Annotated in this window: 12 protein-coding genes and 2 pseudogenes; 10 read left to right on the plus strand and 4 right to left on the minus strand. The window is 40.3% G+C overall.

What is annotated here, in order from left to right; translation table 11 throughout:
• The first annotated feature begins 18 nt into the window (after positions 1 to 18).
• The 7 genes and pseudogenes from ACN6MY_RS07715 (at position 19) to pepF (ending at position 8,704) form a co-directional block, all read left to right on the plus strand.
• Complete coding sequence (locus tag ACN6MY_RS07715) at positions 19 to 597, plus strand: GNAT family N-acetyltransferase (protein WP_419883439.1); 579 nt, start codon at positions 19 to 21, stop codon at positions 595 to 597.
• Positions 598 to 1,358: 761 nt separating this feature from the next.
• Complete coding sequence (spxA, locus tag ACN6MY_RS07720) at positions 1,359 to 1,754, plus strand: transcriptional regulator SpxA (RefSeq protein WP_419883440.1); 396 nt, start codon at positions 1,359 to 1,361, stop codon at positions 1,752 to 1,754.
• A gap of 390 nt (positions 1,755 to 2,144) precedes the next feature.
• Positions 2,145 to 2,816, plus strand: a complete 672-nt coding sequence (mecA, locus tag ACN6MY_RS07725; protein ID WP_419883441.1) for an adaptor protein MecA — start codon at positions 2,145 to 2,147, stop codon at positions 2,814 to 2,816.
• A gap of 123 nt (positions 2,817 to 2,939) precedes the next feature.
• Positions 2,940 to 4,451, plus strand: a complete 1,512-nt coding sequence (cls, locus tag ACN6MY_RS07730; protein ID WP_419883442.1) for a cardiolipin synthase — start codon at positions 2,940 to 2,942, stop codon at positions 4,449 to 4,451.
• 202 nt (positions 4,452 to 4,653) lie between these two features.
• Positions 4,654 to 4,923 (plus strand): hypothetical protein, encoded by a 270-nt coding sequence (locus tag ACN6MY_RS07735; protein WP_419883443.1) that lies wholly within the window; start codon positions 4,654 to 4,656, stop codon positions 4,921 to 4,923.
• Positions 4,924 to 5,601: 678 nt separating this feature from the next.
• A pseudogene (locus ACN6MY_RS07740) lies at positions 5,602 to 6,739 on the plus strand (competence protein CoiA).
• A gap of 151 nt (positions 6,740 to 6,890) precedes the next feature.
• Positions 6,891 to 8,704 (plus strand): annotated as a pseudogene (gene pepF / locus ACN6MY_RS07745) (oligoendopeptidase F).
• Between the two features lie 959 nt (positions 8,705 to 9,663).
• Here the strand turns inward: pepF and ACN6MY_RS07750 are convergent.
• From ACN6MY_RS07750 to ACN6MY_RS07765, 4 genes are all read right to left on the minus strand, one after another.
• Complete coding sequence (locus ACN6MY_RS07750) at positions 9,664 to 10,575, minus strand: ClpXP adapter SpxH family protein (protein WP_419883444.1); 912 nt, start codon at positions 10,573 to 10,575, stop codon at positions 9,664 to 9,666.
• Positions 10,572 to 10,976: a globin gene (locus ACN6MY_RS07755; RefSeq protein WP_419883445.1), complete on the minus strand. Its 405-nt coding sequence runs from the start codon at positions 10,974 to 10,976 to the stop codon at positions 10,572 to 10,574. The genes ACN6MY_RS07750 and ACN6MY_RS07755 overlap by 4 nt, the downstream gene beginning before the upstream one ends.
• Before the next feature lie 241 nt (positions 10,977 to 11,217).
• Positions 11,218 to 11,880, minus strand: a complete 663-nt coding sequence (locus ACN6MY_RS07760) for a lytic transglycosylase domain-containing protein (RefSeq protein ID WP_419883446.1) — start codon at positions 11,878 to 11,880, stop codon at positions 11,218 to 11,220.
• 19 nt (positions 11,881 to 11,899) lie between these two features.
• Complete coding sequence (locus tag ACN6MY_RS07765; protein ID WP_419883447.1) at positions 11,900 to 12,487, minus strand: CYTH domain-containing protein; 588 nt, start codon at positions 12,485 to 12,487, stop codon at positions 11,900 to 11,902.
• Positions 12,488 to 12,766: 279 nt separating this feature from the next.
• Here ACN6MY_RS07765 and ACN6MY_RS07770 point away from each other — a divergent pair, with 279 nt between their 5' ends.
• The 3 genes from ACN6MY_RS07770 (at position 12,767) to ACN6MY_RS07780 (ending at position 14,835) form a co-directional block, all read left to right on the plus strand.
• Positions 12,767 to 13,141 (plus strand): hypothetical protein, encoded by a 375-nt coding sequence (locus ACN6MY_RS07770; RefSeq protein WP_419883448.1) that lies wholly within the window; start codon positions 12,767 to 12,769, stop codon positions 13,139 to 13,141.
• Positions 13,142 to 13,376: 235 nt separating this feature from the next.
• A complete protein-coding gene (locus tag ACN6MY_RS07775; protein ID WP_071351972.1) occupies positions 13,377 to 14,006 on the plus strand; it encodes a GTP pyrophosphokinase in 630 nt (209 codons plus the stop codon).
• 34 nt (positions 14,007 to 14,040) lie between these two features.
• Positions 14,041 to 14,835: an NAD kinase gene (locus ACN6MY_RS07780; protein ID WP_419883449.1), complete on the plus strand. Its 795-nt coding sequence runs from the start codon at positions 14,041 to 14,043 to the stop codon at positions 14,833 to 14,835.
• Positions 14,836 to 14,837: the final 2 nt, after the last annotated feature.

Genomic DNA, 14,837 nt, shown 5'->3' on the forward strand with positions numbered 1-14,837 from the left:
GGCGAAAGGAGTATTTTTATGAATTGGTATGAAAAATTAAATCAGTACTTTCCTATACAGGAAATGAAATCAAGAGAGCATATGGAAACATTGCTGAATGAAAAGGCTTCTATTTACAAAAAGGATGAGGGGCCGAACCATGTTTTAATGTATGTGGAGACAGAGGACTTTATTTTCATCGATTACCTGTTTGTGTCAGGAAACAGCAGGGGGCAGGGTCTTGGGAAGAAACTTATTCAAATGCTGCAGGATAAACAAAAACCAATCCTGCTGGAAGTGGAACCTGCGAGTGACGAGGATCAAGATTCACAAAAAAGGCTTCGTTTTTATAAACGTGCAGGATTTATACATGCGTCTTCCATTTCTTATCGCAGGCGCTCTCTTGCAACAAATAAAATCAATGGTATGGAAATTTTATATTGGTCATCAAGTCCTGTAAATGAAAGCGAAATTTTTGAGGATATGAAAGTAGTTTACAAGGAAATCCATACGCATAAAGACCTTCAGTTTTACGGCAAAGAATACCAGCCGTCTGAGGAAGTATTGAAGCTTCAAAAAAGCGGCGATGAAGAAGATATACTTGAAGCAGTAAATTAAATGAAGGATGCAGAGATATAAATATCCCTTTGGTCCAGGCCGCTGATAATTTGCCCATATGGATATTTCAGGAAGGCATAAATGCTAAAAGCCGTACTTATTCGATATTGTTGGAATAAGCACGGCTTTTTTTATGTTTTTCTGCCAGCATCAGTTTTAGAAGAGACGTTTTAGACAAATCCCCTAATATAAAAGATAATAACAGCAGCTTTACTTAAAAGGGTTCCCGGCAACCTTGTGATAACAGCCCTTTAGACTGAGGATTAATATGTCTGCTGCTCTTATGCCTTCAGTACGTGTGCTTCATAATGCTTGGACTCCGAGCTGGTCTCTCTGTGCTGGGAGAAAAGATTTATTTTTACAGATAAAAAAGGATTTATGCAATAGGAAAGCGAAATTTTTTATAAAATGCCCTTTTATGCGTTTTAAAAATTATGGCAGCGGGTACATCATACATATACGATAAAAAATATTCTCGGAAAATTGGTGTTAATTGAGAAAATGTCCTTCATTTTATCAATGGAGACTAGATGAATTATTTTGACATTTCACTATTTTTAGCTAAGTGACCTGTTATACAGGAAAAAACACAGCAGTTTTCTATTTTAGATTAGTTCTATTCAATTCGAGATTTTTAGTGTATAATATTAATAGAAATTACTTAATTAAAGTTATTTCAAATTAAAAATGGAAATATAACTGATACATTAGATTTCCCATCATAGATCGCCGATTCTATACTTAGGGAGTGTGATTTTAACATGGTAACATTATATACATCACCGAGCTGTACTTCATGCAGAAAAGCCAAAGCGTGGCTGGAGGAGCATGAAATTGGTTATTCTGAAAGAAATATTTTCTCTGAACCATTATCAATAGAGGAAATTAAGGAAATTCTTCGCATGACGGAAGATGGAACGGATGAAATTATCTCAACAAGATCGAAAACGTTCCAGAAGCTTAATGTCAATTTAGAAGCCTTGCCTCTGCAAGAGTTATATAAAATCATCAAAGATAACCCTGGCTTGCTTAGAAGGCCAATTATATTAGATGAGAAGCGCCTGCAAGTCGGATATAACGAAGATGAAATCCGCCGGTTCTTGCCCCGGAAGGTCCGTACCTTCCAATTGCGTGAAGCACAGCGAATGGTTAACTAGAAAAATGGATGAGCCCTGTCACATAGTGATTGGGCTTTTATCTTTCTATGAAGCAGGCCAAAGTGCTGCCAGCATGACATAAACACATTTTGGTTTTGAATCATGTGATATGCTTTTTTAGCAAATTGCAGAGAATATCAGTGCCTTGCAAGTTAATTGATTTTTTTGTAAAATGAATGGACTATAGGCAAACAATTGTTTTTATTAATGTAAGCTTTTTTATTTCCCTTATTCATGCTTTTATCATAAAATGTAATAAAACTAGAATATTTTTTACCATCGTGCTGGTGGTTACAAAATTGGCTCGATGGGTAAAGATAATATAAAGAGCCTAAACAGCTCGGGGGTAATTATCCCTTCAAAATGTGACCAGAAGGGAGAGGGAGAATAGTGGAAATCGAACGAATTAATGATGATACAGTTAAGTTTTATATTTCATATATAGATATTGAAGAAAGAGGATTTGACCGGGAGGAGATCTGGTACAGCCGGGAACGAAGTGAAGAACTTTTCTGGGAAATGATGGATGAAGTTCATCAGGAAGAAGAGTTCATGATTGAAGGCCCGCTGTGGATCCAGGTGCAGGCGCTTGAAAAAGGGCTGGAAGTTCTGGTAACAAAAGCGCAGCTGACGAAGGATGGGCAGAAAATTGAACTTCCTTTAACAGATGAAAAAATGAAAGATCTTCCTGTGGATGAAAAAATTGAATCCCTGCTCGATCAGCATTTTCAGGGAAAGCAGCAGGAATACTCAACTGTCCAGTTTGAAGATGGATTTATTGAATTTATCACTGAATTTAAGGATTTTGAAGATTTAATTGCCCTCAGTAAACGAAGCGGATTAGATGGTTTAAATACAAAACTGTATGCCTACGGTGATAAATATTTTCTTTATATAGAATTTTCTGAAGAGGATATTGAAGAAGAGGAAATAGACAATATCCTGAGCATTCTTTTAGAGTATAGCGAGGAATCGCCGATTACAGTTCACATGCTTCAGGAGTATGGGAAAGTTGTAATGGAAAATGATGTTTTCGATACGGTCTATAAATACTTTTCTTGATTTAAAGCCGATTTCGTTTAGGAATCGGCTTTTTTTGCATTAGATTAAACTTTGCATGCACCTTAGATTGGGATAGCAGGCACTTTCAAGATGCACTTTTAGAAAATGGGCAGGTGTTTTTTATTGAAAAATACGTTTCGTGTCCTGCTGCTGGCATTAATTCTGGCAGGAATTTGGTTTGTATTCAGAAAAAGCTTGGACGGAGACATATTAAGCTACTTTAGCCTCTTATTGTCGATTTCTTTATTTATTATAGGATTTATCATCTTTCTTGAAAATAGGCATCCAGCCCAAACGTTGACCTGGCTGATTGTTTTTGGAGCATTTCCGCTTGTTGGCTTTATTTTTTATTTTTTGTTCGGCAGGAACTACAGGAAAGAAAAAATGTTCAGGAAAAAGTTCTTTTTAGATAAACAAGCTTATCAGAGCATTGCTGGTGAACCGGAGGCAATCGAGGAAAAAATCATGAGGATGGGTGATCATCAGCGGAATTTATTTAACTTGGCACACCGGATTGGCAACAGCCCAATCTCTTTTGCCACAGAAACCAGGATTTTGACCAATGGAGAGCAAACCTTCTCATCCATTATTGAGGAGCTGAAAAAAGCTGTACATCATATCCACATGGAATACTATATTGTCCGCCATGATAAGATTGGGTCTGAAATCAAGGATATACTGGTTGAGAAAGCAAAGGAAGGTGTTAAGGTCCGGTTTTTATATGATGCTGTAGGTTCTTGGAAGCTTTCAAGAACCTATATTCAGGAGCTTAAAAATGCTGGTGTAGAAACCGTGGCATTTGGCCCTGTACATTTGCCTTTTTTGAATAACAAATTTAATTTCCGGAATCACCGGAAAATTATTGTTATCGATGGATCTGTCGGATTCATGGGAGGATTGAATATCGGCGATGAATATTTAGGTAGGAACGAGCATTTTGGCTTTTGGAGGGACACCCACTTAATGGCCAAGGGAGAAGCAGTGCGCACGCTGCAGCTGATTTTTCTTCAGGATTGGTACTACAGCACTGACCGCAGTTTTTTAACAGACGAGTATATGTCTCCAAATCTTCCGATTGAAAATAGCCATGGCGGTGTACAGATGATTGCCGGTGGTCCTGATAATGAATGGACAGTCATTAAAAGCATTTTCTTTTCCATGATTACATCGGCAAAGGACTCTGTCTGGATTGCATCTCCTTATTTCATTCCAGATGAAGATATTTTTCAGGCGCTGAAAATTGCAGCTTTGAGCGGAATTGATGTCAGGCTGCTGGTTCCGAAAAATCCCGATAAGCGAATTGTGTATCATGCGTCCCGCTCCTATTTTCCGGAGCTGCTGGAGGCAGGGGTAAGGATATTTGAATATAAAAATGGCTTTATGCACAGCAAAATTGTAATTGTAGATAACGAACTTGCTTCGATAGGGACTGCTAATATGGATATGAGAAGCTTTCATCTGAATTTTGAAGTAAATGCTTTCCTGTATAGAACTAGAAGCACCCAAAAGCTCGTGAATGATTATCTGCAGGATATACTTGTTTCAAGAGAACTCCTTATCGAAACATTTTCGAAGAGAAACATCGGATTAAAATTAATCGAGTCAACTTCACGGCTGCTATCGCCCCTTTTATGAGCGGAAGGATGCAGGTAGCAGTAAAAAGCAAAATGAGCTTGAGGATTTCCTCAGGCTTTTTTTGTTAGACTCTATGCGTCAGTTCTTAAAGGAAGCTGTTCTGCAGCCATTTTCTGTTCTTGCACTGGTGCAGTTTAGAAGAATATATACAATGTTGAATACAAAATATGTTATAGTTTTGGTAATAACTGGGGGTGTATAGGTGAAAGTAATAGGAGGAATTTTACTGCTTTTGGACATTGTTTTCACTATTTATTGGCACTTTATGGTCTTAGCTATCGATGGATATGCAAGAGGTATTTCTTTTTATCAGTTCAAACTGGCATATGTTTTCAGTTTAATCATCGCTGTAATAGGGATCGTGCTGATTGTAAAGACAAAACAAGCTAATAAAAAAAGACCTGCAGAGGAAATGATGAAAGAGTTTATGGAAAATTCCCCGCCTAATATCAATAATATCAATCATTTTTGACTACCGCTTACTGCACTAAAGGTTTTTTAGTGCAATAAGTGAATATTAGAGGGGCCAATAAGGTTCCTTTTTTTACTGAGGCTATTTTTGTTTTCGTAAACTTTGTTGCTATGGAACAAGGGGTTGATTTCCGCTTCAGGATGCTCGCTTTCCGCGGGGCGGGAGGTGAGCATCCTCTGCTGCGCCTGCGGGTTCTCGCCTTCCCGCTAATCCCGCAGGAGTCTCGCACCTTACGCTCCAATCAACTTATTTAATAACGAGACGCCCCACAGAACTCATGAAAAAAACAACAATCTCTAAGAAAGGCTGTTTTCGTAAACTTTGTTGCTATGGAACAAGGGGTTGATTTCCGCTCCAGGAGGCTCGCTTTCCGCGGGGCGGAAGGTGAGCCTCCTCTGCTGCGCCTGCGGGTTCTCACCTTCCCGCTAATCCCGCAGGAGTCTCTCACCTTACGCTCCAATCAACCTTATTTAATAACGAGACCGCCTCACAGAACTCATTAAAAAACAACAATCCTTAAGAAAAGAGCCTTTACTAAAATCAACAGCGTTGTTTAACAGAGATTTTTGTTAAAAAAAGGGATTGAGCATGGTCAGGAAGAATGTATAGCAGGAAAGGGGGAGGAATATGCTGACTGCGAAAAAAAGGGACGGAACAATCGTTACGCTTCCTTATAAAATGACCAAACAGGCAATTCAGGATTGGAAACTGGGAGAAAGTTATTATTGCCCCTGCTGTGAAGCTCCGGTGATTTTAAAGGCCTCATTTTGCCCATAAACAAAACATAGAATGTGCCGCCACATCAGAGCCTGAGTCCCCTTATCATCTTGAAGGGAAAAGAAGCATTTTTGAATGGTGCAAAAGGCCGGGGCTAAGAGTATTTCTGGAATGCTACATTCCAGAAATCAAACAGAGAGCAGATATACTTATCTGCAGCAAGAAGAAAAGATACGCGATTGAATTTCAATGCTCGGTCATATCCGAGGATGAATTTATGAAAAGAACTGCTGCCTATGTCAGTCAGAATATAACACCCATTTGGATATTGGCCGAAAAGAATATCAGGAAAGCAGGCAGCTCCTCATTTTCTTTTTCTAGGTATCATTGGCTTTTTTTATGCAGTCCCCGCTGTAAACCCCTAATATTTACGTTCTGCCCCGTGACACAGCAATTTGGCCTGTTATATGGCATTATTCCTTTTTCGTCACGAACTGCTTTTGCAAAACACCAAAGTTATCCTCTAACTGAACTCTCTCCCCTTAAATTAATGGCTCCGATACCGGATTATCGCAGTTTAGTTGAACAATGGCGCATTAAGAGGCATTCCTGGTGCCTTAACAGCATATACACCGCAAAATCTTCACACCCCTTTCATCAATCTCTCTACCTGAACCGCCTGTCTGTATCCGCACTTCCTCCGGAAATCGGTTTGCCCGTTCCTTCTATGGAAATCATAGAAACGCCGGCTGTTTATTGGCAGGCCTGGCTTTATACAGATCTTCTTGCAAAGAAAGAAATCAATGAATGCATTCATATCGAGCACTTTGCCGAAGCCTTTTTGAAGCGGGTAAAAAGAGGGCATATTCGCTTAAGGAATCTGCCGCTAATTCCACAATCAGACTGCGATTACAAGGTGCCGTTAAGTCATTATGCCGGATTTCTTGCTAAAGCAGGCATCCTAAGGGAAAAAGGAAGCGGAATATTTAAGGTCAATAGAAAAATAAATATACCAAGGGACAGCGAAGAAAGCGTAATGATGGAGAAAGTGTTTTATGAGAAGTTCAAATCAATGATTTTAAAGAGGGAAATGGAGTAAACTAGAATGGAAGGTTATATTAGGAAAGAATTTATTTCGGATTTCGGACAAAAGCAGGATTTTTGCTCAAAATGGAGAATTAGTAAATAAAGATCCTGCTAAGGGATTGAAAGAAAAACAGGTGCTTTTAACAGAAATGGAGGACTTTTTTATGACACAGCAAACAAAAATAAGTACGCTTCCAGGACGCAGCGAGGTGGAAGCTGAACAAACCTGGAAACTTGAGGATATTTTTGCTACAGAAGAAGATTGGGAAGCTGCGTATGAAACAGTTAAAGAAGAATTGAAGAAAGCCGATGCTTTCAAAGGTACACTGGGAGAAAGTGCGAATAAGCTATTTGCTGCTCTGCAGTTCCAGGATAAAGTGTTTGAAAAGCTTGGGCAAGTATATGCATACTCTCATATGCGTTATGACCAGGATACAACGAATTCTTTTTATCAGGGAATGGATGACCGCGCAAAAACTCTATATGCACAGGCTGGAAGCGCATTTTCCTATATTGTGCCTGAGCTTTTGAGCTTAGATGAGGGCAAGGTAGAGCAATTCCTGAAAGAGAGCGAAGAGCTTAAGCTTTATGAGCATTCCCTTGAGGAAATCAATCTTCAGCGTCCGCATGTGCTATCTGCAGAACAAGAAGCACTTCTTGCTCAGGCTGCAGAAGTCTTCGATGCTTCTTCCAATACATTTGGCATGCTGAACAATGCGGACTTAACTTTCCCTGTCATCAAGGATGAAGAGGGGAATGAAGTGGAAATTACCCATGGCAGGTATATCCGTTTTCTTGAAAGCGAAGACCGCCGTGTAAGGGAAGATGCATTTAAAGGAGTTTATTCTACATATGATAAATTCAAGAATACATTCTCAAGTACACTGTCAGGCCAGGTAAAAGCACAGAACTTTACTGCGAAAGCACGAAATTATGATTCGGCACGCCATGCTGCATTAAGCAATAATAATATTCCTGAAAGTGTTTATGACAACCTGGTTCAGACAGTAAATGAACATCTGCCCCTTCTTCACAGATACATTGACTTAAGGAAAAAGGTGCTTGGGCTTGATGAGCTTCACATGTATGATCTTTTCACTCCGCTTGTTAAAGAAGTGAAAATGGAAGTTTCTTACGAAGAAGCAAAGGAGTACGTTCTAAAAGGTCTGCAGCCGCTTGGTGAAGAATATCTTGAAGTTCTGAAGGAAGGGTTTGAAAACCGCTGGGTTGATGTTCAGGAGAATAAAGGTAAAAGAAGCGGTGCCTATTCCTCTGGAGCATACGGCACAAATCCATATATCCTGATGAACTGGCAGAACAATGTAAATAATTTATTTACACTTGCCCACGAGTTTGGCCATTCTGTCCACAGCTACTATACAAGAAAAATGCAGCCATATCCTTATGGGAATTATTCGATTTTTGTTGCAGAAGTGGCATCCACCTGCAATGAAAATCTTTTGAACGATTATCTGCTCAAGACAATTGATGACGAGAAGAAAAGGATTTATTTATTGAATCATTATCTTGAAGGTTTCAGAGGCACTTTATTCCGCCAGACCATGTTTGCTGAATTTGAGCATATCATTCACACAAAAGCACAGAATGGGGAAGCCCTGACTGCAGATATGCTGACAAAAGAGTATTATGATCTCAATAAGAAGTACTTTGGAGAAAACATTGTTATCGATGAGGAAATTGGTTTGGAATGGGCAGGATTCCGCATTTCTACTACAATTATTACGTGTATCAATATGCAACGGGAATCAGTGCAGCAACTGCTCTTTCCAAGCAGATTCTTGAAGAAGGCAAACCGGCAGTAGACCGCTACATTGCATTCCTTCAATCCGGAAGTTCTGATTATCCAATTGAAGTCCTGAAGAAGGCTGGGGTCGATATGACCCAGGCAGAGCCTGTCAGGGAAGCTCTGAAAGTATTTGAGGAAAAACTGAATGAATTGGAATCACTTTTATCCTAAATATGAATAAAGAAGAGGGTGCTGTGGAAGCACCCTCTTCGGCTGTGTTTTCGTAAACTCTGCAGACGCTTGGCGATAATCGCCCCGCCTTTCATATTGGGGACAGCGGAAGCATCCTTATTGTTGATTATCTTTTATACTAAGCTTAAGCTAAAAGCCTTAAAATGCTGATGTTAGCGTTCTAAGGCTTTTTTGTTTACGGCTGTTTTCGTAAACTCTGCCTTTGGAACATGGCGGCTGATTTCCGCTCCAGAATACTCATATTCCGCGGGGCGGGCGGTGAGCCTGCTTAGCTGCGCCTTAGGGGTCTCACCAGTTCTGCTAATCTAAGCAGGAGTCTCGCACCTTACGCTCCAATAAAACCTGACTTGACAATGGGAACGCCTCACATAACAAATTAAAAAAACAACAATCTTTAAAAAAAGAGCTTTAAAAAAAGCCTGGCACCTAACGAGCTCAGCTTATTGGCTGGTATATAACAGTTAAAACCCTTTAAACCTTCTTCGGGAATTCATGCTTAATATAAGAAGAAACAGTGCTACAAATAAAACGCTGGAGCTTAAGTATAGAGGAATTAGATGCATGATGCCTAATAACTGGATGAACAGTGCACAAGGAAGAATCAAAAGCAAAATTAATATCTTCAAATTCAGCCACCCCGGAAATTTCATTTATTACAAGCTATGTCCAGACAGGGGTATTATTCTTGGTTTCTTTAAATATGACAATATTGTGAAGAAGTACACATACACCTTGAAACGAGTGCATAATATCTGATATATTACAGTAGTGAGGTTGATCACAGCAAACTTATACCCCTTTGTTTGATCGTGAAAAATTTCTCCCATCCCCTTTGTTCGTATAAATAGATAAAGAAGGCCCTGCTATTTTAGCAGGGTCTTCTTTCTTGTGCAGAGCAGGATGCAGAAAAAAGCCCCAAATCTAAAAGCAGCGGGCTTTCAGTTCGGGGGTGAGCAGTTTTCGGCTTCTTCTGAGTATTTCCAGAATATACCGTATTTTGCAGGAACCTTTTTTACTACCTGTTTTAAAACGAGCCTTTTCATTTCTTTTTCAACCTGTGATTTACTCATATTGTAAACCACTTCAATTTCCTTTGCGGCAACCAATTTGAAGACACGGATAAAACTCTCCAATGAAGGGGGATCTGCAGGAGCAGGCAGTTCAGTAAGCATTTCTTCAAGAATATGAACATATACGTCATAAGGATAAATGCCTGAAACCTTAATTCCTTCTTCATCGATGTTATGGTTAAAAAATACAAGTGATGGAATTTCCGTTACTTCCATCTCGGATGTGATCTTTAAGTCACATTGAAAGCCTTTTGCGGCACTCGAAGAATTTATATCTCTCTTAAATTCCTCGACATCTAAACCGACACTGCCTGCTATCTCAATCAGCACATCTATTTTTGAAATATCGCGTTTTTCAAGAAACAGTACTTCCTGCAGTTTTCTCAAAAAGCGTGCTGCCAGTAATCTGCCCTGCAGTTCAGCCGCTTTAATGGCAATGGAAGCACTGTAGGGAGAAACAATCGGGTTTTCCAGCCATAAATTGCCGTCGCATGACATGCCTGACCGGCTGGCTGTTTTTTCCCAAACCTGGGCAAGACTTTCATAGGATTTATTTTTTCCCGCGTTAAGAGTTGCCAATTTGCCGCTGATTACGTGTTTAATGCTGAATAGTTGGCCGTATTCAATGTGCAGTTTTTTAATTATTGGTTCAAGGGCCCAACATTCAGGACATAAGGGATCAACAAATACGTATATTTCTATGGGCTTTTTTCCTATACCATAACAATGCTGGGATTTTATCCACTCGGTAACATTGAAATTCGGTTTTTGAGAGCTCAAAAGTCTACTCCTTTCTCGTCCGTTTGTGCAGAATTAACCATATGCTGTGCGGTCAAGTAAAGACGATGGTAAAAAAATTCGCGGATGTCGCCATCAATTCCGGTTTCATCCATTGCTTCCCGCATGCAAGACAGCCAGGCTTCTGCACGGGTTTCTGTTATTTTAAATGGCATATGCCGAGCCCGGAGCATCGGATGGCCGTGTTCTGTTGTATAAAGCGGTGGCCCGCCTAAATATTGAGTCATGAACTGCTTTTGCTTGCGTACAGTTTCAGACAAATCATCAGGAAAAATGGGTATTAAATCCGGGTGTTTGCTTACTTTGGAGTAAAATACATCAATTAACCTGTGTAATAGCCCTTCTCCAATCAGTTCATAGGGTGTAGGGTTTCCTTGTGCCATGCGGATTACTCCTTTAAAGAAGAATGGATTTAATATGAATATTTTATCAAGTGACTTAGAATATCTCAAATTTTCAGCTTTGCCCCTCCAGCTCAAGTTAAGGAAAAGCTTAACAGCCAACTTTGTAAGCGTTTTCTAAATGGAGGTAAAAAAAAGCCAATGTACGTATATGATAGGCATTGCACTTCAGGAACAGAAGCACATCCATACTCATAAACGGCAAAGGCTTTTGTTTGCATGGTCAGCTTAAATAGCTGTTCATGATTTTCTGCACATAATTTTGTGTTTCCTTAAATGGAGGAATTCCGCCATGTTTATCCACGTTTCCCGGACCGGCATTATAAGCAGCTAAAGCAAGCTCCGTATTTCCGTTGTAGCGGTTCATCATTTGGCTCAGGTATTTGCTGCCGCCCATGATATTATCAGCTGGGTCAAAAATATTCTTTACGCCAAGTCCCTGTGCAGTGGAAGGCATGAGCTGCATTAGTCCTGAAGCGCCTGCCGCACTTGATGCGTTAGGGTTAAAACCTGACTCTTGGTTAATGACAGAATGAATCAGCTTCTCGGGAAGATTATAAAGAGAGGCTGCCTGGCTGATTATACCGCTGTAATCTCCCTTGGTGTCCGGTGCAGCATTTGCATTGGAAGATGCAAGTGAAACAGGGGGCATGGAAGGGGGCAAGGTAAGGGAAGGCTTGACAGCTGAGAGAGCTGGCATGTTTTCAATTGCATTAAATACTTCCCCTAAAGACTGCGAGGCATTCCCCTGTGATCCGCTGTCAAGGATGCCTGCGAGCATATCCCCAAAAGAACCTGAATCACTTGAATCAGATATGCTTTGTGAAGGGGCTAGGTTATTTAGCCCCTGCAGCTGAAGCATTAATTTAACATCTTGTATATTCACTGAATTCACCTCAGAAAGTTTATTCGCTCATTTTTTTTATTTTTTGAAGATAAAATCTCTTAACCTTATTTTCGGTCATTCTTTCAGGAATTTGAAGTGTTTCCAGGATACTGGTGAAAATTTCCTGTCCCTCGGATCTGCTTAACGCTTCATATTCCATTTCAAAATCCTCGGTGCCAAGATAATGGCTGTGATCTAGAACAAGCAGTCCGTTTTTATATGGACGTTCAAATCTGCTGGTTTTTAATGTGCCGAAGAATTCAATCTGTTGGGGATCTACATTTACTGAAATCAAGAGCTGCTGAATCTCCCCCTCCGGAAAGCCTTCCCCTTTTAGAAAAGCTTCTGCCTGCATTGGAGTGAGCTGCTGATTGGATTCCAGCAATCCATCACGTGCCGGCTGTTTTAATGTAAGCTCATGCTTTCCTTGTTTTAAACGAATCCGCAGTGCAGATTGCTGATTCTTCAGAGCAAAATCCGAAGTATCAAAATAGTGGTTTTCCTGAAGAATGAAATCACTTTCTTCAACATTAAAGTAGCTTGTTAATTTATTAAATTCCTCTTTAGAAAGCAAATTTTTAAACTCGATTTCTATATGCTGATCCATTGTATCCAATCCCTTCCCATTGCATCATATAATGCGGCGCCTAGCCTCTCGAGGCCTCAAGGCACAAGAGAATGAAAAACGAGCCGCTTTTAGTTTTTTCGCCAGCAGGCGCTAATGCTTTTTTATATTGGCTGTTTGCCAAAACCCTATTTGCTTCGCAAGCTGAACAGGCGCTTACGCTTTTTATATTATCCCTATTTTTTTTTGAAGAAGCAATCTTGATTTTTAGGATTCGTGTATGGGTTGTGATAAAATATATACGTTAACTGGGGAGGATGAATGATGAGAAAAACGATTATGGTACAAGATGCAAAAATATCTGATGGCACATTGCTGCTGTTTGCGGATGAAACCGCTAACTTAACTTCCTTGCATCCAAAAGAACAAATGCTGGTTGATTCCGATCATTTTGCATTTATTTACTTAACTGAAACTGATGAAGGATATACATACATTTCTTTGCATGAAGGAGTTTGGGCTCCGCTTAAATCCGCATGGGAGAAAAAAATGCCTGCTGTTGTCAAAGCAGGTGATAATACCCTCGAATTAAAGGGTATATATGAAGAACTGGAATACTTAATTGATAATATTAAAGGAAACAGCAACTATGGAGAAGAATTCTCTGGTAAGGTAGAAAAAACGTTTGCGATTTAACAGGCAGTGAATGTCATGCAGATTTAGAGCTTAAATCTGGAATGGCTGCCGTTAATGCCTGATTGGTTTCATAACAATCAGAGGCATAGGAGAAGTTATATTTTATACAGGTAAATATTACGGCAGCCGGCAAAAGCAGCGAGAAGCAGGTTTGACGATAGTCAGGGATTTAAACCCGGACTGCTGCTGAGCCTGCCATCCTGCCCGGCTGTGCAGGGATAGGCGGTGGCGGCTTATGGAACAATGGGAAGATTTTTTAGCTCCATATAAAAAAGCAGTGGATGAATTAAAAGTTAAATTAAAAGGAATGAGAGCGGAGTTTGAACGAAGTCATGTTCATTCGCCTATTGAATTTGTCACAGGCAGAGTAAAGCCGATTGTCAGCATTCTCGACAAGGCAATCCAAAAGAATATACCGCTTGATAAGCTATCTGAGGAAATGCAGGATATTGCAGGCCTTCGTATGATGTGCCAATTTGTTGAGGATATATCACAGGTGGTCGGGCTGCTCAGGGCCAGGAATGACTTTGAAATCATCGAAGAGAGAGATTACATATCGAACAAAAAGGCGAGCGGATACAGATCTTATCATGTTGTCATCTGTTATCCGGTTCAGACGATACACGGAGAAAAAAAGATCCTTGTTGAAATCCAAATAAGGACACTCGCCATGAATTTTTGGGCGACGATTGAACACTCGTTAAATTATAAATATCGCGGAGATTTTCCTGAGGATATTCAAATCCGGCTGAAAAGAGCATCTGAAGCAGCATTCCTGCTTGATGAAGAGATGTCAGAAATCAGACTGGAAATACAAGAAGCACAAAGGCTGTTTTCAAGGAAAAAGGATGGCCAGGAATTCTGAAGAATGCAGGAAGGAAAGGGAAGGGAGGATTATCATGAAATTTGCCATAACCTCTAAAGGGGATACAAAATCAAATACATTAATGAGTAAAATGCGAACCTATTTGCAGGATTTCAACCTTGAATATGATGAAGACCAGCCGGATATTGTAATCTCAGTCGGTGGCGATGGGACATTGCTGTATGCCTTTCACCGATATAAAAACCGGCTTGATAAGACGGCCTTTGTCGGTGTGCATACAGGCCATCTTGGATTTTATGCAGACTGGACGCCGGACGAGATTGAAAAGCTTGTCATTGCAGTGGCTAAAACTCCATTCCAGGTTGTTGAGTATCCTCTTTTGGAAGTGATAATCCGTTACCAGCATGGAGGCCGTGAATCAAGGTTCCTTGCGCTGAATGAATCCACTGTGAAATGTGTGGAAGGTACACTTGTCATGGATGTGGAAATTCGGGGGCAGCATTTCGAAACCTTCCGCGGAGATGGCTTGTGCCTTTCAACACCAACAGGAAGTACAGCTTATAATAAAGCTTTGGGCGGCGCGATCATCCATCCATCCTTTGATGCCATTCAATTTGCAGAAATGGCCTCAATCAATAACCGGGTATTTAGGACAATCGGATCTCCATTATTGCTTCCTGCGCACCATACCTGTATGCTGCGCCCGGTAAATAATGCGAATTTCCAGATCACTGTGGATCATCTTTCCCTGCTTCATCAGGACGTAAAGTCCATTCAATATCGCGTAGCAGATGAAAAAATACGTTTTGCACGGTTTCGTCCTTTTCCTTTTTGGAAGAGAGTACACGATTCATTCATTGCAAACTAAGG

Origin of the sequence: Peribacillus sp. B-H-3 (genome assembly GCF_048572925.1) — a bacterium.
Lineage (GTDB): Bacteria > Bacillota > Bacilli > Bacillales > DSM-1321 > Peribacillus.